Source organism: Dyella sp. 01N448, assembly GCF_056399225.1.
This window is the reverse complement of sequence record NZ_JBFTQX010000003.1, coordinates 19576-40177: the sequence shown is the minus strand read 5'-3', so window position 1 is coordinate 40177 and position 20602 is coordinate 19576. Positions and strand designations below refer to the sequence as shown.

Here is a 20602-nt window from a genome sequence, read left to right as displayed (position 1 = left end):
GCAAGGTTCTTCTCCATTCGACAGATGGCCGTTGCAGCCCAAGTAAGAATCGTAAGGTGCATCCTGCCGGAGATACTACGATGCGACGTACAGGCTATTGGCGTGCTGTCCTGTCAGCGAATACCGGCTCGGCGGGCATGTTTCAAAGCGAGCGGCGTGGCGCGATCAACAGGTCGCCAAACAGCAACCCTGCCACCAGGGCAATGAGCAGCGTGATCAGCAGCATGGTGCTGTCCATGCCCAGGGTCGTATCGCGTTCCAACATATACGACACGCTGCGAAACCCTACGCTACCGGGCACCAGCAGGATAATGCCTGGTTCGCGAATCAAGGCGCCCGGCCGATGCACGAAGCGCGCATAGAGATTGGCCACGCTGCTGAGGATCAATCCTCCAAGAAACACACCAAACGGCGCCGCCGGCAATTTGCCGGCCAACGCACCGCCCCAGCGTGTGGAGAGATAGCCCAGTACCACGGCCGCCATCACCACCAGCCAGTCGCGTCGTGCCGCGCGGAAGGAAATGGCGAAGGCGAAAGCGCCGACGAGCAGTGCCGGATAGTCCGTCCATGCGGGCAACGGCGGCAGTGCGTAATCACGCCCTTCGATGCCGAACGCGCTGCATAGCTGCGTGGCGGCGACGGTACCGAAGGTGAGTTTGATCAGCGTGGCGATGGCGCCGCCCATGCGTGCCACGCCAGCCACCAGATGCTGGCTGGAGATTTCGCGCACAGCCGTCGTGAGGGCCATGCCGGGCATGAGGACGATCAGTCCCGCCAGAATCACCGACTTGATCGCCAGCGGCACCACGAACTGGCTGACGACGATGGCGATGGTGGTCGCGACCAAGGCGCTGATCGCCTCACTCGCCACTGCCAGGCGCGGACGCGTGGCCGACAGCACCGTGATGGTGCCGATGATCAGTCCGATCAGCGCGGCCGTCACCAGGTCGGCCCACGAACTGTGCAGCAGCAGCGCCACCACACTGGCGGCGGCGAGGCCGTAACTGGCGATCACCCCGGCTTGCGCGCGGCGCGTATCGGGTCGACCCAGCTCGCGCAACAGGCGAAAACCCTCGCGCAATTCGATGTCGCCAGCGATCACCTTGTCGGCGATGGCATCGGCGTCGCTAAGGCGTCCGAGGTTCACATCACCGGGCGCCAGCCGCATCACCTGCGTCACCTGCGCCACTTCGTCCTCACCCTGGGACAGGTCGGTGAACGAAATGATGATGGCCGTGGGACTGGACCACACGTCCGCCACCAGCCCCAACCGCTGGGCCGCGCCCCAGATCGCCCCCTCCAGACGTGGCGCCGCCGTGCCGTACTGATGCAGCCGTCGCGCCAGCTCCAGCAGGAACGCGATGCGCGTATTGAGCGGCGCCAGGGCAAGCGGGGTGGGGACGGTCGAAGGATTCATCGCGTGACCGTGGGGGCGGCGTTGGCCGCGGATGATGAAGGTGGGGTCATGGGCATGACCCTAGTAAAACTGATTTGGATGGCTTTTTGTAGGAGCGCACTTGTGCGCGACCAGCCAACGGAGCGGTACATCCTCGCTCCGCGGTCGCGCACAAGTGCGCTCCTACAAGGGTTAGGCAGCTTCGTGGGTTGCGGATCAACCTTGCCGGTCGGCTCTTTGTGGGAGCGCACCCTGTGCGCGACAAACCTACGGAGCGGTACACCGCGGCGTGGCTGTCGCGCACAGGGTGCGCTCCCACAGACAAGCCCGCGTGGCAAAGGGAAGCGGGACGACTAAAGCCGATGCGCAGCGAGGCCCCGCTTTAAGTCCTCTCCGATTCGGGCGCGTTGCGCAGCGCTTGGAAGTATCCCCTGTGTACCCTCGGAGGTTGTCCCACAACAGCGCGCCTCGAGCGTTCGGGCTTATCCCAACACGATGCTGCGGGCGTTATCAGGCCATTTCTTTGGGTTACTTTTCTTTGGGCCAGCAAAGAAAAGTGACTCGAGCGGCGGCAGCCGTTCGAAACGCCCGCCGCGTAGGCGGCACCCTGGCCTCAAGGCGGCAACCGGAGACTGACGAATCTGGATGACCAGCTTCTCTGTCGAAAAGCGCCTCCGGCCCGCGCCGCGGCGACGAGCAAGAGGCAGCCGACCCCGAGATGACGAGCAGATGGGATCGACTCAATCCAACGACAACCTAATCCGCCACCTTCACCAGCAACGTCGTCCCCTCCACCCCAACCACCTCCACCATCGCCCCCGCCGGCAAATCCGGCCCACTCACCAGCCACAGACCGTCGCCCACCTTCGCCTTGCCCCGCCCATGAACAATCGGTTCCACCAGCACGTAGCGCTGGCCGATCTTCTGTTCACCGCGGCGATTGAGCAGCGCATCGCCCGGCTCATCGCGCATCAGGCGAGGGCGCAGGCCATACCAGTAGGCGGCGCACGACAGAAAAGCGAGCACCGCGAATACCAGTGCCTGCCCCAGCATCGGCAAATCCGGCGCCACCAGCACCACGACGCCGGTGATGCCGGCGGCAATGCCGATCCACAACATGAAATAGCCGGGCAGGATCACTTCGATGGCGATCAACACCAGCGCAAGAATCCACCATAGGTAGTGAAGGGCGATCTGTTCCATCGTCGTCGCGTCCCTGGTCTCAGCTGATCGAGGGCGGTGTACGGCGGACCGTAGTGCTCGCCTGCTGCTGGCTGAGCGAATCCTTGGCCAGTTCGGCAATGCCGGCGAGCGAGCCGAGGATGCCGGTGGATTCCATCGGCAGCAGCAACATCTTCTGATTGGGCGAGTTGGCCATTTCCTTCAGCGCCTCGACGTACTTGGTGGCGACGAAGTAGTTGAGCGCGTTGACGTTGCCGTTGGCGATCGCCTCCGACACCATCGCGGTCGCCTTCGCCTCGGCTTCGGCGGATCGTTCGCGGGCCTCGGCGGCGCGGAAGGCGGCTTCTTTTTCGCCTTCGGCGGCGAGGATGACCGACTGCTTTTCACCTTCGGCCTTGAGGATGGCCGCCTGACGGAAGCCCTCTGCGTCGAGAATATTGGCGCGCTTCTCGCGCTCTGCCTTCATCTGGCGGGCCATCGAATCGACCAGGTCGCGCGGCGGCGCGATGTCCTTGATCTCGATGCGGTTCACCTTCACGCCCCACGGATGGGTGGCTTCGTCGACCACTTTCAGGAGCTTGGCATTGATGGCATCGCGCTGGCTGAGCGATTCGTCCAGATCCATCGAACCGAGCACGGTACGGATATTGGTCATGATCAAGGCCAACGCGGCCTGCTCAAGATTGGCCACCTCATAGGCGGCCTTGGAGGCATCCAGCACCTGGTAGAACACCACGCCGTCCACGCGCACGACCGCGTTGTCCTTGGTGATGACGTCCTGCGAGGGCACGTCCAGCACCTGTTCCATCATGTTCATCTTGCGCCCGATGTTGTAGATGAAGGGCGCCAGGAAATGCAGGCCGGGTGAGAGCGTGCGCGTGTAGCGTCCGAAGCGCTCCACTGTCCATTCGTAACCCTGCGGCACGATGCGCACCAGTTTGGCGAGCACGATCACCGCGACCAGGATGATCACCAAAGCAAACAGCTGTCCCATTGCCACATCCCCGTTCCATGAAGGTTGCCTCCGAGTATAGGCGAGCGCGGAGACAAGCGATCAGGGGCTCAACGCGGCCCCAGGGGCAGGAGCAGGCTCACCCGCAGGCCGCCCTCTTCCCGGTTGGCCAGGGCGATGCGGCCGCCATGGGCTTCGGCGATCTCGCGCGCCAGGGCCAGGCCCAGACCCGTGCCCGAGCGCTTGGTGGAATAGAACGGCAGCAGCGCCTGCGCCAGCACGGTTTCGCTCATGCCGGGGCCGCGGTCGGCCACTTCGATGCGCACGTCGCGGCCGATGATCCCGAGCGATAGCGAGACCTCGTCGTCGGCACTGCCCGATTCGTGCGCGTTCTTGACCAGGTTAATCAGCACCTGCTCGATCTGTGCGGCGTCGAACCAGCCCGCTTGTTCGGGAACCGAGCCGCGCAGCTGAAACTTGCAGTGCAGCGACAAGCCGTCGAGGAACGGCTTCCAGTCGATCGCCACCGGTTGCGGCGCGGGCAGCTTGGCGAAGCTGGCGTAGCCTGCGATGAATCCATGCAGATGGCGCGCGCGCTCGCCGATGGTGGCGAACACGCCCGGCAGGCGCGCGGTATCACCGCGACGCGCCAGTTCCGCACCCGAATGCGCCAGCGAGGAAATCGGCGCCAGCGAATTGTTGAGTTCGTGGCTGATCACGCGGATCACGCGTTTCCACGTCGCCACTTCCTGGCGCGACAACTCGCGCGTCATGCGGCGAAACAGCTGCAGGCGATGCGGCCTGCCATGCAGGCGGAAGCTGCGTTGCGAGAGATGGAAGGTCTCTTCGCCGCCATCCATTTCAACGGTGAGCAGCGCATCTTCGCCGCCTTCCACCGCACGCCGCAGCGCTTCCGGGCTGTCGCTGATCAGCTCGGCAAAGCTCAGGCCATGCAGCGTGCGGCCTTCGTTGAACAGATGGCGCGCGGCAATATTGGCGTAGGTGACGCGGTTGCTCGCATCGGTGAGCACGAGCGCTACCGGCGTGTTCTGCACCACGGTATCGAGCAGCAATTCACGCTGGGCGAGGTTCTGCCGCTGTTCGCGCAGGGTCTGGCCCAGCGCGTTGTGCATGCGGATGAGTTCGCCCAGTTCGTCGCGACGCGTGGCGGCGATGGAAAAGCTGAAGTCGCCGTCGCGATAACTGGCGACGGCACCTTCGAGCGCGCGCAGCAGTTTGGTGATCGGCGACATCACGCGATGGCCCAGCCACAGCGACAACGGCAGCAGGAAGGCGAGCGAGACGATGATGCCGCCATAGAAACCAAAGCGCGCCGGTGTGCCCAGATCGATGCCCAGGTCGTGCCGCATCCACACCAGGATCTGCGGCAACGGCCATTGGGTGACGCCGGCGTAGATGAGTGCACCGGTCAGGCCTGCAAAGCCCAGCAGGATCACCATGCGCGACTCGAGCGAACGCAAACCCAGCCGCATCAAAAGTCTCCTCCGTGAGCCATTGGCATCAGTGGCATCCCGCACCCGGCCCCATGGGCACGCAGTTGACGTTCGGCCCGTGACCGTTGTTGATGATCACGCGGATCGGCGACTGATCGGGCGGCGCCTTGTCCTTGGCGGGGTTGGCGCTGAAGTTGAAGCGTTGCGCATCGTTGGCTGCGCTGCTCAAGGTGTCGCGATAGCCGTCTGCCACCGTGCTCGCCGGGGCGGGCGGCATCGTGGGCAGCGTGAGATTGGGAGTTTTGGGGGGCGCGCTGCCCTGGGCCCAGGCTGCAGCATTCAGGCAGCACAAGCCGATGACGAGTAGCAGGGTGCGGTGTCGCATGGCGGACTCCTTCTGCACGGTCAACATCATCCTCGGGCTTAGGGCCATGGGCAATCGCCGGGCGGTCTTGCAGCATCTGTGGGAGCGCACCCTGTGCGCGACAGCCTTTCGCGAGCCCCTGTCGCGCACAGGGTGCGCTCCCACAGGTGTTTGCTGCCGCTCCTGCGGCTATCACGCCTGGGCCAGGCCGTAGCGTTCCATGCGGCGATACAAAGCCTGCCGCGACAGGCCCAGGGTCTGGGCCGCGCGGCTGACGACGCCGCCGGCCTTGTCGAGCGCGGCTTCCACCGACTCGCGGCTGGGTTCATCCAGGTTGCGCGCGCCGGCTACGGCAATCTGAGGCAGGTTCAGCTGTTCGGGCGTGATGCGGCCATCACTCACCAGCAAAGCGGCGCGCTCGATGGAGTTCTTCAATTCACGCACGTTGCCCGGCCACGGATAGCTCAGCATCGAATCGCGCGCGGCATCGGTCAGTTCAGCGCGGCCACCGAGGAAGAATTCGGCCAGCGGCAGGATGTCGTCGACGCGATCGGCCAGCGGTGGCAGGTTCACTTCGATCACGTTGAGGCGGTAATACAAATCTTCGCGGAAGGTGCCTGCACGGATCATCGCCTTGAGGTCGGCATTGGTGGCGCTCAAGACGCGCACTTTCACCTGGCGCGTGCGGCCTGAGCCCAATCGCTCGAACTGCCCGGTCTCCAGCACGCGCAGCAGCTTTACCTGACCCGACAACGACAGGTTGCCGATTTCGTCGAGGAACAAGGTGCCGCCATCGGCCATTTCGAAGCGGCCTTCGCGCGCCTTGTTGGCACCGGTGTAAGCGCCGGCTTCGGCGCCGAACAATTCGGCTTCGATCAATTCCCCCGGCAGCGCACCGCAGTTCACGGCGATGAACTGGCCACGTTTGACCGCCGAGTTGGCGTGCACGATGGCGGCGATGCGTTCCTTGCCGGCGCCGTTGGGGCCGGTGATGAGCACGGGCACATCGGAGCGCGCCACCTGGCAGGCCAGGTCCAGCGTGCGTGCCATCGCTTCGGAGGCGAACACGATGCCGTCGAGGTCGTAGCGGCGCTGCAGGTCCTCACGACGCTTGCGGCGCTCGTTGCGGGCGCGCGTGACTTCGCGGGTGGACTCGGAAAGCTCCAGCAGGTTTTCCACCGTGGCGAGCAGCTTGGCGTCGTCCCACGGCTTGGCGAGATAGTCGGCCGCCCCCGCCTTGACCAGTTCCACCGCGGTTTCCAGGTGGGTCCAGGCCGTGAGCAGGATCACCGGCATATCGGTATGGCGCTGGCGCAGCTCGCGGAACAGCGCGATACCCTCCTCGCCCGAGGTGGTATCGGCGGTGAAATTCATGTCCTGGATCACTACGTCCACCCGCTCGGTCTCGAGCATGGCCAGGCCTTGCTCGGGCGTGAGCGCGATCAGCGGGCGGATCTCATGGAGGGAGAGCGCCAGGGACAGCGCCTCACCCACGGCCGGGTTGTCGTCGATGATCAGTACGGTTCGCATTCGTCGCTTGCACATGTAGACGTGGATGCATCTCCACGCCAAAAGGTTGCCATCAATCGGTCGATTCGTGGCGATTCGTCGTTCATATTCCCGTCCATCCTGGCCAGGGATGCGTGCGCCGCCCCGAGGGCGACGCACGCAGGTGGATCAACCAGCGACCGGATGTACCGGCGCCTTGCCGGCCTTCACCGCGGCGATCCAGGCATCGGTACGCGATTCCAGCACGTCCAGCGGCAGTGCACCGCCGCCCAGCACTTCGTCGTGGAACGAGCGGATGTCGAACTTGTCGCCCAGCTCCTTCTTGGCGCGCGCACGCAGCTCGAGGATCTTCAGCTGGCCCATCTTGTATGCCAGCGCCTGGCCCGGCCAGGTGATGTAACGGTCGGTTTCGGCCTGCACATCCGGCTCATCCTCGCTGGAATGGGCATGGAAGAAGTCCACCATCTGCTGACGCGACCAGTGCTTGTAATGCACGCCCGTATCGAGCACGAGGCGGTCGGCGCGCAGCAGTTCATCGGACAGATGACCGTAGTAGGACAGCGGATCCTTGTAGAAGCCCACTTCCTTGCCCAGCTGCTCGGCATACAGCGCCCAGCCTTCGATATACGCGGTATAGCCCGCCTGCTGGCGGAACGGCGGCAGCTTGGGCAGGGTCTGCGCGATCGAGATCTGCATGTGATGGCCCGGGATGCCTTCGTGATAGGCGGTGGACTCGATGCTCAGCACGCTGCGGTTCTGGTAGTCGCCGGTGTTGACGAAGATCTGGCCCGGACGCGAACCATCCGGCGTGCCCTGGTGATATTCGGCCGCAGCGGCTTCCTTCTCGCGGAAGGCTTCCACCGGCACCACTTCCACCTTGGTCTTGGGCAGCAGGCCGAACAGCTTGGGCAGTTCCGGCTGCATGCCAGCCAGGTAATTGCGATAGCGGTTGAGGATGTCCTCACGCGAGGTCGCATGCACCTTCGGGTTGGTCTTGAGCGACTCGCGGAAGCTCGGCAAATCCTTGAAGCCCTGCTGCTTGGCGATCTCGGTCATCTCGCCTTCGATGCGCTTCACTTCGGACAGGCCGATCTCGTGGATGCGCTCCGGGCTTTCCTTGGTGGTGGTCATCTGCTCCACCTGGAAGGCATAGATCGCCGCGCCGTTGGGCAGCTGCCACACGCCCGGCTCGCTGCGGCCGTGCGGGGCGTAATCGTTCTTCACGAACGCGCCGAGCTTCTGGTAAGCCGGGCGCACCTGCTGGTCGATCGCGGCGAGGATGGCGTCGTGCAGGCGCTTCTGGTCAGCCGCGGAGACCGACTTGGGGAAGTGCTTCAACGGCTCGGCAAACACGCTGTCCATGCCGGCCGGCTTGCCGATGCTGTCGATCTGCGTGACGACTTTTTCGAGCAGGTACTTCGGCGGCATCATGCCGTCCTTCAGGCCCTGCTGCGCGACCGCGGTGACCTGGTCGAACAGGGCCGGCACGGCCTTCAGGCGCGCGAGGTAGTCGTCGTATTCCTTGGTGTTGTCGAACGGGATGGAGCTGATGAAACCGGCGAGCTGCAAGTGCGCGCCGCTCATCTGGTCCAGCGGCATCTCGTCGAGCTTCAGCTGATGCGACTTGAGCGCGTCCTGCAGCTGGCGAACCATCAGTTGCTGGTTGAGCTTGTCATCGGCGGAGAAGCCGGTGGTGTCGATCGCCTGGAAGCGCTTGAGGAAGTCCTGGGCCTTGGCTATTTCGGCCTGCTGGTGCGCCAGCGAGGCGTCGGTCCAGCGGTCGTTGTAGCGCAGATCGCCGAGGATGGTGGCGAACTCCGGCGAGTTCTCCAGATTGTGCTGCCACTGCTCGGCCAGCAGATCGTTCAACGCCTTTTCGCGCGTGGAGACATCCGCCGTGGCGGCCTGCACCGAGGCGGCACAGGCCGCAGACAGTGCCAGGCTGACCAGGAGCATACGTGGTCCAATCTTCATGGGTACATCCTCGGGTTGAGATAACGTCTATTCTGCACACCGCGGGCCGCGCTGCCCGTGCCGAACTGCACGGCCCCTCGTTCAGATAGCCCGCGTGGCCACCACCGGGGGCACCTCAGCCGCCCGCCTGGCCGGCGCCAGCACGGCCAACTGGCCGAGCAACAGCACCACCGCGCCGCCGATGGGCAGGTAGTTCCAAGGCAGATGCGGCAGCTCGTAGTAATGCATCAGCAGCCCATTGGCCACATAAGCCAACGCCATGCCGACCACCACGCCAGCGCCGGCAATCAGCAGGTTCTCCAGCATGAAATAGCGCAACACCTGCGAACGACGCGCCCCCAGCGCCCGCTGGATGCCGATCTGGCGCGTGCGCCGCTGCACCCAGAAGCCGGTGAGGCCCATGATGCCGATGGCGGTGACCACGATCACGGCGATGGTGACGCCGGCGAAGAGCCACAGGGCGGCGCGTTGGCTGGCCAAGGCATCGTGGCGGCGCTCGGCGTAGGTGGTGATCTTCACCGGGAAATCGCTGACGGCCATCGCGCCGAACTGTTGCTTAATGGCGGCGCGGATGCCGCGCAGAGCCACCTCACGCATGGCCGGGTCAATGCGCACCGCATAGCTGAGCATCGCCGTGTCACCGATGCGCTTGGCGGCCAGCACGGTGTTGTCCGCGCGACCGTCCGTGGCCAGCGTCAACTGGTTGCGCATCAAATGGCGCACCACGCCCACCACTTGATAGCCGTGCCCGTCAGGCTCATCCGGCACCTGCAACATCTTGCCCACCGCAGGCTGGTCGCCGAATAACTGTCGAGCCAGCGACTGCGTAATGATCAAGGGCTCGGCCGTTGAAGTCGTTGGCAGGCCGCTGGAAGGCTGGTTGACGCCAAAGTCGCGATATTCCTCCGGCAGAAAGTCCCGGCCCGCCAACAGGTCCACCCCCAAGGTGCGGACGAGACCGACGCCGAAGTAGCCGTTCACACCCACCTTGGCGCCCTGCGGCGATTGCAGCGTGTAGTCGATCATCATCGTGCTGATCATCGGCAAGCCCAGCGCCGCAGACGCGGAGCGCACGCCGGGCAAGTGGCTCAACGCCAGCTCGCCCGTATGCACTTCGGCGGCCGTCCACGGGCGCACGGGCGAGGCAATCTGGTCGACCAGCACCAGTTCGTCTTCCGCCACCCCGCTGGGCGCGATCATCGGCTGCACGCGCTGCCACACAAGGAACAGCACGTTGCACAGAATGGCGCAGGCCAGTGCCGTCTGGAACAACACCAGCGCAGGCATCAATGCATGGCGGCGAAGGATCTTGAGCATGATGGCAGGTGACATCGTCGTACTCCTTAGGCGCTCTTGACCTGCAAGCCCGGCTCGACGCGTGAGGCGCGCCAGGCGGGCAGCCAGCCCGTGACGATACCTACCGCGAAGGCAAGTGCGAACAACGCTCCAAACATCGCCGGATCCAGCCGCGCCAGATCGGTGAAGCCGCCATCCTGCAAACGCAACGTCCACAATCCGAACAGCGTCAGCGGCAAGGCCATCACGCCGCCGATCAGGCAGATCATCGCCGCCTCCAATACATGCTGCTGGAAGATGGCGCGGCGCGGTGCACCCAGCGCGCGACGTATGCCGATCTCCGCGCTACGGCGCAGGAAGCGCGCGGCCAGTAGGCCAGCGACATTCGCCATGCACAGCAACAGGAAGGACCCTGCCAGCCACGCATTGAGTCGCACGTTGTCAGGCACGACATTTTGCTTGCTCAGCCACGCGCCAACGCCGGTCAATTGGGCCGGCCTCGGCTTGCCATAACTGGCCATGGCTTGTTGATTGTCGAGGTAGTGCTGCAGGTACAGGAGAAAGTCGTCCGCCTTGGCGCGATTCGGCAGGTCCACCCAATAGCTCAGTGTCGCGCAATGCCTGGCGTCACTGGTGAACAACGATTTCGTTTGAGGGCCATCCTCGTCGCAACCATCCGTGCCCGCCAAGTCCACGCCCGCGTCCAACAGCGCGTACAGCGGGACAAACGCCTGGTCACGGCGCAGGTTGCCGAACGTAAACGACGCCAAGTCATAGAAGTGCGGCTGCGGCGAAAACGGCGCACTCACCCCGATGATGCGGAACACGCCGTGTCCAAGAAGAAGGTCGCGCCCCAGTACATCGGTGGTGCCATACAACGACTGCGCCATCTCGCTGTCGATCACCGCGACCGGTGCGTGCGCCTGATCCTCCGCCGCCGTCCAGCCGCGTCCGCTCCGCAGCGACACGCCCAGCATCGGCATGAACTCGCTGGTGGTGGCAAGCAGGTAGTCCCTGCCCTTGCGTGGTTTGTCTCCGTCGCTTTTGAAGCCGGTGAACACGCTCGCCATCGGCGCCTGCCATGTGGCACGGTGATCGCGCAGCAGTTCTTCCGCATCGCCCAGCTTGATACGGTGATGGTTCTCGATCGTGAGGTCGTTGAGCGACTGGTTCTGCTGCGGCTTGGCATGCACCGTATCCACCCATGCCAGGTACAGATGATTGCTGCGCCCTGGCAGCGGATCGGCGGTGAGCTGGTGCAACAGCGCCAGCGTTGTCATGGTGGCTGCCAGCCCCATCGCAACGGTGAGTACCGCAAGCACTGTGCTACGAGGAAAACGCGTCAAGCCGTGCCACGCTAACATCAGGTTGTAACGCATCCGTTGCTTCCCTGTTGCCTGATTTACCTGCCTGACGCAGCACTCTTTGCGTGCTGCTCCCCTGTGACATTAACCGGCGCAGCGCCGGCCATGCCATTCCCCGCAAGACATCACACCGATCGCGTCGCCACCATTGGCGGTACCTGCGACGCGCGCAAGGCCGGCGCCAATACGGCTAGCTGCCCCAGCCCCCACAGCACCAGCGCACCCACTGGCAGGTAATACACCGGCAGGCGCGGCACTTCGTAGAACTTCATCAGCACCAGATTGAGCGCGAAGGTCAGCACCATGCCGATGGCGATGCCCACCGTCACGATCAGGAAATTCTCGGCCTGGAAGTAATGCAGGATGTCGCCGCGCGTGGCGCCGATGGCGCGGCGTATGCCGATCTGTTTGCGCCGCTGCTGTACCCAGAAGCTGGCCAGCCCCACGATGCCCAGCGCCGTCACCAGCAGCAACGCCACGATGACGCCGGCCAGCGTACCGACCATGATGCGCGTCTGGCGGAAGAAGTCCGAGCGAAGCTCAGGCACGGTGCGGCTCTGCTGCAGGTCGAGCACCGCTTCCGGGGCCGCCTTCTGTGCGGCGTCGCGAGCTTCGCGCAGCACGCGCGGAAGATCGCCAGGATTTGCGCGCAATGCATAAACACCATTGAGCGACGCGCCTGGATTCACCGGCACGAACACGGACCACTCGCCCGCGCTGTCGCCATGACCACCGCCTGGATCGGGAGGCGTCAGGTGCGCCATCACGCCGATCACCCGGAAGTGGTGCTGGTCCGAAAAGAACTCCTTGCCCAGCGGGTCCTGTCCGGGCCACAACCGCTCGGCGAACGCGCGGGTGATCCAAACCGAGGGGTTCTGTGGCAACCACAGGTCGGCCGTCTGAAAGTCCTCCGGCTGGAATGCACGTCCCGCCACCAGTTGCAGCCCCAGCGTTTCCACGGCACCGGGACCGCCCGCGTAGAAGTGCGGCACGGCGATGAAATGTTCGTGGTCGAGGTTGATGCCGGCATAACCCGTGGGTTGCGCGAACGGCACGGCATTGACCACCGCGACCGACTGCACGCCGGGCACCCTGCGCAGCGCGGTGGTCACCCTGGCGTTGAGGTCGGCGCCCTTGCATCCGTCACAACCTAGGTTGATCACCGCCAGCGATGACTCGGCCACGCCGCTCTCAATATGCAGCGCCCGAAGCTGCTCCACGATAAGAAAACAGGCGTTGCACAACACCGCGCAGGCAAGCGCGATTTCCAGCGCGATAAGCGCCGTGGCGAGACGATGACGGCGCAAGGCGGAAAGGATGGGAGCAAATTGCGTCATGGCGGGCCTCACAGCGATTTCAGTTGCCATGCCGGCACCACGCGGCACGCACGCACTGCCGGTAGCGCGCCGGCCAGCAGGCTGGCGCCGATCGCGGCGACGAAGGTGAGCAGGAACATCGGCACATCCAGGCGCGCCAGATCCGCATAGGCCACTGGTTGCTGCCGAATAAACCAAAGGCCCGCCATGGTCAGCAACCACCCACACGCCCCGCCGATCAAACCGATCAAGCCCGACTCCACCATGTACTGCGCGAATACCGCCGCGCGACTGGCGCCCAGTGCGCGGCGCAGACCAATTTCGCCACTGCGCCTCAGGAATTTCGCCAGCAACAAGCCCACCATGTTGACCAGGCAGATGGCCAGAAAAGCCACCGCCAGCCAAGCCTGCAGTCGCACATTGCTGGGCAACACGCCATTGAAATCCAGCCAACCCATCAGGCTGCGCATACGCGTGTTGCCCGAATGCGTAAAGCGACCGATTGCCTGCTGCTGCGCCGCGTAGTCAGCCACGAAGCGTCTATAAGCGGCGACGTGGGTGGCATCGTTGATCTGCACCCATAGCGCGACCCAAACACAGGGAGAATCCTGCAAATGTCCCGGATGCGCGGGCATCTGCCAGCAGGTGAACTGCTGGAAATTGCCATCATTGACATCCAGCCCGGTAAAGAACGGCGTGATCACGTCTTCCGGCTTGGCATAGAAGTCGCTGGTATCGCCCGCAGCAAAGCGGCCGCCCCGGACTGCGTAGAACTGTGGCGAAGGTCGCCATGGCTTGAGCACGCCCACGATACGCACATCGCTGCTGCGCAGGCGCAGGACGCGCCCCACGCTGTTCTCGCCGGCGAACAGCTTCTGGTTGAGATCGTCAGTGATCACGGCCACGCGCGCGCGGGCCGCATCATCCTGCTCGCTCCAGGGCCCGCCATAACGGAACGGCACATTGAACATGCTGAAGAAATCCGCCGTGGCCGACAGCATCGGCATCATCACGGCGGGCTTGCCGGCATCGGCCGTATCCAGCCGCACCGTGCTCTGCACCAGCATCACCTGACGATCGGCGCGCTTGGCGCTCCACAGGTCTAGCGCTGACCGGTAGTCCAGCATGTCCAGCGGTTCGCTGCTGTCCTTGTTCTTCGGATCGGCGTCCACTTGCGGATAGAAGATCGCCTGGCTGCGCCCCGGCAAGGGATCGCCGGAGAGCAGATGCACCACCGTGAGCGTCGTCATGCTGGCGCCGATACCCACCGCAATGGCCAACACCATCAATGCGGTGAGTATCTTGTTGCGGCCGAGACTGTGCAGCGCCAGATCGAGGTAGTAACCGAACATTCCCTTGTCCCTCCGTGGCTCAGACCGAACGCGTGGCGACCACCGGCGGCACCGCTGCTGCACGCATCGCCGGCCCCAGCACGGCCAGCTGCCCTATCGTCCAGAGCAGCAAGGCGCCCACGGGGAAATAAATCGCCGGCAGCCGCGGCAGTTCGTAGTGAACCATCAACAGCAGGTTGATGCCGTAGGCCAGCACCATGCCCACGCCGATGCCGATGGTGGCGAGCAGGAAGTTCTCGGTCTGGAAGTAATGCAGGATATTTCTGCGCGTCGCACCCAGCGCGCGCCGCACGCCGATCTGCCGGCGACGCTGTGCGACCCAGAAGCTGCCCAGGCCTACGATGCCCAGTGCGGTGACCACAAGCAGCGCCGCACATACAGCCACCAGCAGTCCCGTCATCGCGCGATCGTTCTGGAAGAAATCCTCGCGCATGTTCGACAGCAGATGCTGCTTGAGCACGATGCGATGCGGGTTGATCTCCTTGAGCTTCGCCACTGACGCCTTCAGCACCCGCTCGCGGTTCTTCGGGTCGTCCACGCGCACGATGTACTCGTTGTTCGCCACGCGTATCGGCAACACCATCGAGTAGCTGGCCGCCGAATCGTCCCAGATCGATGGGCGAATCAGCTCCTTGACCACACCCACCACGGTGAATGCGTAGTCGGACATGTAGACCTGCTTGCCCAGCGCCGACTGTCCCGGCCACAGGCGATTGGCCATCTTCTGCGTGATCACCGTGACGTGCGGAATGCCCTTGGCATCTTTCGCCGCCGCCGCGCTGACCACTTGGTCCATGTCCATATAGTCATCGGCGTGCAGTTCGCGCCCCGCGATCAGCTGGGTGCCCAGCGTCTGGGTGACGTTCTCTCCGAAGTAGTCGGTGGCATTGAGCGTGGCGAGGCGCTGCTTGGGATCGAGCTTGATGCTGCCGTTGGACGAGGAATTGCCGAACGGCACCTGGTTGACCGAGGCCACCGACACCACGCCCGGCACCTGTTGCAGCGCGGCCAGGTCCTCCGCGCGGCGCGCCTTGTCGTCCTTGGTCACGCCGATGTTGGTCAGCGCGATATGCAGCAGATGCTGCTCATCCACGCCACTCTGCATATGGATGCGCTCGATGCGCTGGTTGATGATGAAGACCGCGTTGCAGACGATGGCGCAGGTCAGCGCGATCTCCACGATCACCAGGAAGGCGGTGGTCTTGTGGCGGCGCAATGTTGAGAGGATCGGAAGAATGTCCATGGTCACTGGCTCTTCAGTTGCAGTGCGGGAGTGATCTGGCAGGCACGCCATGCCGGCAGCAGGCCGGCAAGCAAGGTGGCGCCAACCGCCAGCAGGAACGTCACCAACAACATGCCCATGCTCATATGCGCGAGCGCCGCGTAGCTGGACGGCTGCTTGCGCACCAGCCACAGGCCGAAGAAGGCCAGCAGCAGGCCGACCATGCCGCCGGCGAGGCCGATCACCCCGGACTCGATCAGCAGCTGTGCAAACACTTCACGCTTGGATGCACCCAAAGCCCGGCGCACACCCAGCTCGCCGGACTTGCGCAGGAATTTCGCCAACATCAAGCCCACCGTGTTGACCAGGCAGACCAGCAAGAAGCCCAGCGCCAACCAGGTCTGCAGGCGCACATCGCCGGGCACCACTTTGTTGATGTCCAGCCATTCCATCAGGCTGGGCAGCTGTGCGTTCGGCGGACGCTGGAAGCGACCGAGCGTCTTCTGCTCCTGCGAGTAATGCACCAGGTAGTCGCGATAGGCGGCGACCTTGTCCGTGCCGTTGATCTGCACCCAGAACTGCAGCCAGACGCATGGCGAAGTTTCGGCGTGTTCGTCGTCACCGCCGCCTGTGCCCCAGCAATCGGTGGAGCCGCTGTGTTCGAAGTGGACATCGCGAGCGGTGGTCAGCGGTACGAAGACGTCTTCCACCGAGCCGTAGCTTTCCATGTTCAAGTCGTAGAAGCGCGGCGTCGGGCGCCAGGTGTCCAGCACGCCAACCACCTGGAACGCACTGTCCTTCATGCGCAGCGTTTGTCCGACGCTGTTCTTGCCGCCGAAGAGCTTCTCATTGAGCGTGCGGCTGATCACCACCACGCGCGCCTTGGCGTTGTCTTCGGACTCGCTCCACGGACGACCGTACAGAAACGGCAGCTTGAACATCGGGAAGAAGTCGCTGCTCGTGTAGCGCGCATCGCTGAAAAATGGATCGATGTTGGCCTGTGCCGGCTGCACCGGCACGGCACCACCCGTCATCAAGGCCTGGCGGTCGGCGCGCTTGGCATGCAGCAGGTTCATGCCGTCGACCCAGCTGACCTGTTCCGGCGGGCGCTTGCCTTCCTCGTAGCCGTCCATGTCGCGCGGATCGACCTGCGGATAGAACAGCGTGGCGCTGGTGCCGGGCAACGGATCGCCCGACAGCACATGCAGCACCGTGAGTGTGGTCATGCTCGCCCCGATGCCCAGGGCGATCGCCACCACCATCAGCGCGGTGAGAATCTTGTTACGCCTGAGGCTGCGTAGCGCCAGGTCAAGGTAATAGCCGAACATGTGGTTTCCCCTCCTTAGCACCCTCCACGCGATCACACCGATCGCGTGGCCTCCACCGGCGGCACGCGCGACGCGCGAAGCGCCGGCGCCAGCACCGCACCCTGTCCCAGCAACAACAACATCGCCACGCCTGCCATCAGATACACCATCGACAGGTGATGCATCTCAAAACGCGTGACCATCCACAAATTGATCGCAATCGCGAGCACCGCCCCGAACAGCACGCCGCCCACGCTGATCAGCAGGTTCTCGGTCATGAAGTAATTGAGTATGTCGCGCCGGGTCGCACCCAGTGCGCGCCGCACACCGATCTGCTTGCGGCGCTGGCCGACCCAGAAACTGGTGAGACCGACAATGCCTGCCGCGGTAACGGCCAGCAGCACCGCGCAGATCACACCCATCAGGATGGCCATGCCGCGATCGCTCTCGTAGGCGCGCGAGCGCACTTCGCTGAATGGAAGCACGCCATCGTCCTCGTTGATCACGCGTCGCGGGTTATGCGCAAACAGCGCCTTGACCGCGGCCGGCATGGCTGTATCGAGCTGCCCCGGTCGAGTGCGCACGATGTAGAACGCGCCCAGCGACACATTGAGCCGCTCGGGGATGATCACCGAGCGATAGGCGAACTCGGAGGCCCAATGCTCCACGCTTTGCGCCTGCAGCAGCTCCACTTCGCCCACGACGGTCGCCGGACCGCCGATCAGGTAGATCGTCTTGCCCACCGCGGTTTCGCCCGGGAAGAGTTTTTCCGCCAGGGCCTTGGTGATGATGACTACCGGCGGCGCGAGCTTGTAACGCAGGTCCATATGGCCAATTTCCTCGGCCCGGAAATTGCGCCCGGCGATGAGCTTGAGGTCCAGCGTGTCGATAAAGTTTTCGTCGGCGAAGTAGATGGTTGCGCCGGAGGTGTCCTGGACCTGGTCGGGCTTGAGCCTGATGGCGTCATCCCAACCGTCGCCGCGCAGCGGATACGAATTGCTCGGCGTCACGTTTTGCACGCCGGGTACCTGGCGCAGCACCTGCAGGTCTTCACGCATCTGCGCATCGGCCTGATCGGGACCGGGCGCGCCTACCCATTCGCTCTTGATCACGAAGGTGTTGGCTTCGTCGATGCCGCTCGGTTCGGACAGATGCGCCACGCGCTGCTGGATGATGAACAACGCATTGCAGACAATCGCCAGCGTCAGCGCGATCTGCGCGGCGATCAGAAAGGTGCCGGCCTTGTGCCGGCGCAAGGCGGAAAGAATCGGTTTGATCTGCATGGCTCGTCCCTCCCCTCAGTTGGACTTGAGCTGCCAGGCGGGCTGCACTTGCGCCGCCCGCCAGGTGGGATAGAACGCCGCAACCACGGTCGCCGTGATGGCCACCAGCAGGGTCAACAGCATCAACGACACGTCCAGGTGTGCAAGCCGCGCAATCTGCGGCTCGAACACCATGCCCAGGCCGAGCATGCCGATCGCGGTGAACAGCAATCCCAGGGCACCGCCCGCCAGTCCAACCATCGCCGCCTCCGCCAGGAACTGGCGATAGATGTCAGCACGCGAGGCACCGAGCGCGCGACGCACGCCAATCTCCGGAGCGCGGCGCATGAACTTCGCCAGCAGCAGGCCAATCGTGTTGACCAGGCAGATCAGCAGGAAACCGAACGCCAGCGTCATCGAGATGCGGCTTTCCGGCGGCACCGCATGCTGGTAGTCCAGCCATTCGCGCACGTTGCGCAGGCGATTGTTGGGAGCCCAATTGAAGCGACCCGCCTTGCGCTGCTCACGCGCGTAGCCGTCCAGGAATTGCCGATAGGCCTGTACCTGCTCGGCATTGTTCAGCTCGACCCATGGGTTGATCCACACGCATTCGCCCTGCAACCAGCTATCCCAGGTATCGCCGCGCTTGCCGTCGCTGCCGCAATTGTTGTTGCCGCGTGTGTCGATGTGCTGCGCGATGGCATAAGTAAAGGGAATATAGATCTGCGCCGGATCAGCATAGGCATTGCCACTGAAGGTGTCGAAGAAGCGCGGCTTGGGATCCCACTTGTTGGTGACGCCGACGATGCGGTACTGCTTGTCGTCCAGCACCAGTCGCTGACCAACACTGTTGTTGCCGCCGAACAACTTCTGATTGAGCTCGCGGCTGATCACGATGACGGGCTCGCGCGCTTCGTCTTCCGCATCGTTCCAGCCGCTGCCATACAGGAACGGCACCTCGAACATGCTGAAGAAGTCCCCGTAGGTGGCATAGCCGGGCGCCTTGAACGGCATGCGGTGCGGGTCATCCGGCATCACCGAAAGACCCACCGGATACAGCATGGTCTGGCGCGCCGCCTTGTGCGCCCGCATCAGGGCCACGGCGTCGACATAGTTGAGCGCCGAGGGCGGCTCGCCGTGGCGGTTGTATTGCGGTCCACGGTTGTCGATCAGCGGCACGAACAACTGCGACGACTTCTGCGGGATCGGATCACCCGATACCGCACGGAACACGGCAAAGGTCACCATCGACGCCGCCACGCCAAAGCCGATCGACATGATCATCAATGTCGTCAGCAAGACGTTGCGCCGAAGGCTCGCCGCGCCCAGTCGCAAGTTGTGCACAAACATGCCGCTCATCGTTACCTCGTGTTTCCCAACAGGCCTTGCGATCCTTGTCTTGCTACACCACGCGCCGGTCAGACCGAGCGCGTGGCTTCCACCGGCGACACGCGCGAGGCGCGCATGGCCGGCGCCAGCGTGGCACCCTGCCCCAGCAGCAGCAGCGTCACCACGCCCACCAACACATAGACCACCGACAAGCGCGCCATCTCGAACTGCGTCACCAGCCACAGGTTCATGCCGACCGCGAGCAAGGCGCCAATCACCACGCCGGCAATGCCGATCAACAGGTTCTCGGTGAGGAAGTAGCTGAGAATGTCGTGCTTGGTCGCGCCCAGTGCGCGTCGCACGCCGATCTGCTTGCGGCGCTGGCCAACCCAGAAGCTCGTCAAGCCGACGATGCCCGCGGCCGTGATGCCCAACAGCACCAGGCACACCACGCCCATCAGGATGGCCATGCCGCGGTCGCCCTTGTACGCATACTCACGCACCTGGGCGAAGCTGCGCACGCCACGCTCGGAAGGAATCACGCGCATGCGGTTGGCCTTGACCAAGGCTGCCGGCGCCGCCTTCATCACATCGGCCAGCTGGCCGGGCTTGGTGCGGATCAGGTAATTGGTGAACGCACTGGTGAGTTGTACAGGCTGAATCAGCGAGTTCTCGTAGAACGAGTCGGACCACGTGCCATTCCACGGCACCTGCAGGCGCTCCACGATGCCCACGATGGTGCTGGGCGACTTGGAATCGCCGATATAGATAGTCTTGCCCAGTGCCGAACCTTCCGGATACATCTTGTCGGCCAGCGCCTTGCTCACGATGATCGCGGCCGGATCGGGTATGGCCTGCGGATCGGCTTCCACGATTTCGTCCGGACGGAAGTTGCGTCCGGCGATAAGCTTGAGCTCCATGGTCGGCAAGGTGTGCTCGTCGCCGAAGTATTGGGTGGTATGTCCTTTGGAATTCTTCGCATCCGGATCGGTGCGCACACCGGTGGACCAGCCACCGCCGCGCAGCGGATAGGAGTTCAAGGCCACCGCGTCCTGCACGCCCGGAAGCTGGCGCAGCGCGACCAGGTCCGCCTTGACCAGAGGACCCGCCTTGGTTTCCTCGGTGCCGACGAAGCGCGTCTGTATGGCCATCAGGTCGCTTTCCACCATGCCGGTGGGACGCTGCACGCGGTCCAGTCGCTGATGGATGATGAAGATCGCATTGCAGACGATCGCCAAAGTCAGGGCGATCTGCATGGCGATGAGAACCGTGCCTGCCTTGTGACGCTTGAGCGCGGCGAGTATGGGCTTGATCTGTAGCATC

At 64.0% G+C, this 20602-nt stretch carries 16 protein-coding genes; all 16 read right to left on the bottom strand.

Annotated features, from left to right (window positions below; genetic code table 11):
• Positions 1-142 precede the first annotated feature (142 nt).
• Positions 143-1417: a threonine/serine exporter family protein gene (locus AC1DKY_RS04260; protein WP_441602483.1), complete on the bottom strand. Its 1275-nt coding sequence runs from the start codon at positions 1415-1417 to the stop codon at positions 143-145.
• Between the two features lie 735 nt (positions 1418-2152).
• Positions 2153-2599: an NfeD family protein gene (locus AC1DKY_RS04255; protein WP_441602482.1), complete on the bottom strand. Its 447-nt coding sequence runs from the start codon at positions 2597-2599 to the stop codon at positions 2153-2155.
• A gap of 19 nt (positions 2600-2618) precedes the next feature.
• Positions 2619-3572: an SPFH domain-containing protein gene (locus AC1DKY_RS04250; RefSeq protein WP_441602481.1), complete on the bottom strand. Its 954-nt coding sequence runs from the start codon at positions 3570-3572 to the stop codon at positions 2619-2621.
• 68 nt (positions 3573-3640) lie between these two features.
• Positions 3641-5023 (bottom strand): sensor histidine kinase, encoded by a 1383-nt coding sequence (locus AC1DKY_RS04245; RefSeq protein ID WP_441602480.1) that lies wholly within the window; start codon positions 5021-5023, stop codon positions 3641-3643.
• A gap of 28 nt (positions 5024-5051) precedes the next feature.
• Positions 5052-5369, bottom strand: coding sequence for a hypothetical protein (locus tag AC1DKY_RS04240; protein WP_441602479.1), 318 nt, complete (start codon positions 5367-5369; stop codon positions 5052-5054).
• 171 nt (positions 5370-5540) lie between these two features.
• Complete coding sequence (locus AC1DKY_RS04235) at positions 5541-6878, bottom strand: sigma-54-dependent transcriptional regulator (RefSeq protein WP_441602478.1); 1338 nt, start codon at positions 6876-6878, stop codon at positions 5541-5543.
• A gap of 147 nt (positions 6879-7025) precedes the next feature.
• Positions 7026-8831: a DUF885 domain-containing protein gene (locus tag AC1DKY_RS04230; RefSeq protein WP_441602477.1), complete on the bottom strand. Its 1806-nt coding sequence runs from the start codon at positions 8829-8831 to the stop codon at positions 7026-7028.
• A gap of 81 nt (positions 8832-8912) precedes the next feature.
• Positions 8913-10163: an ABC transporter permease gene (locus AC1DKY_RS04225; RefSeq protein WP_441602476.1), complete on the bottom strand. Its 1251-nt coding sequence runs from the start codon at positions 10161-10163 to the stop codon at positions 8913-8915.
• Between the two features lie 11 nt (positions 10164-10174).
• Complete coding sequence (locus AC1DKY_RS04220) at positions 10175-11491, bottom strand: ABC transporter permease (protein WP_441602692.1); 1317 nt, start codon at positions 11489-11491, stop codon at positions 10175-10177.
• Between the two features lie 125 nt (positions 11492-11616).
• The gene (locus tag AC1DKY_RS04215) at positions 11617-12828 is read right to left on the bottom strand and encodes an ABC transporter permease (RefSeq protein ID WP_441602475.1); all 1212 of its coding nucleotides are present in this window, start codon (positions 12826-12828) and stop codon (positions 11617-11619) included.
• Between the two features lie 8 nt (positions 12829-12836).
• Entirely contained in the window at positions 12837-14159 is a 1323-nt protein-coding gene (locus tag AC1DKY_RS04210) for an ABC transporter permease (protein WP_441602474.1), read from the bottom strand.
• Positions 14160-14178: 19 nt separating this feature from the next.
• Positions 14179-15402 (bottom strand): ABC transporter permease, encoded by a 1224-nt coding sequence (locus AC1DKY_RS04205; protein WP_441602473.1) that lies wholly within the window; start codon positions 15400-15402, stop codon positions 14179-14181.
• A 2-nt stretch (positions 15403-15404) separates the two neighbouring features.
• Positions 15405-16709 (bottom strand): ABC transporter permease, encoded by a 1305-nt coding sequence (locus AC1DKY_RS04200; protein WP_441602472.1) that lies wholly within the window; start codon positions 16707-16709, stop codon positions 15405-15407.
• Positions 16710-16741: 32 nt separating this feature from the next.
• The gene (locus AC1DKY_RS04195; protein WP_441602471.1) at positions 16742-17971 is read right to left on the bottom strand and encodes an ABC transporter permease; all 1230 of its coding nucleotides are present in this window, start codon (positions 17969-17971) and stop codon (positions 16742-16744) included.
• A 15-nt stretch (positions 17972-17986) separates the two neighbouring features.
• Positions 17987-19300: an ABC transporter permease gene (locus tag AC1DKY_RS04190; RefSeq protein WP_441602691.1), complete on the bottom strand. Its 1314-nt coding sequence runs from the start codon at positions 19298-19300 to the stop codon at positions 17987-17989.
• A gap of 68 nt (positions 19301-19368) precedes the next feature.
• Positions 19369-20601 (bottom strand): ABC transporter permease, encoded by a 1233-nt coding sequence (locus tag AC1DKY_RS04185; RefSeq protein WP_441602470.1) that lies wholly within the window; start codon positions 20599-20601, stop codon positions 19369-19371.
• Position 20602 lies beyond the last annotated feature (1 nt).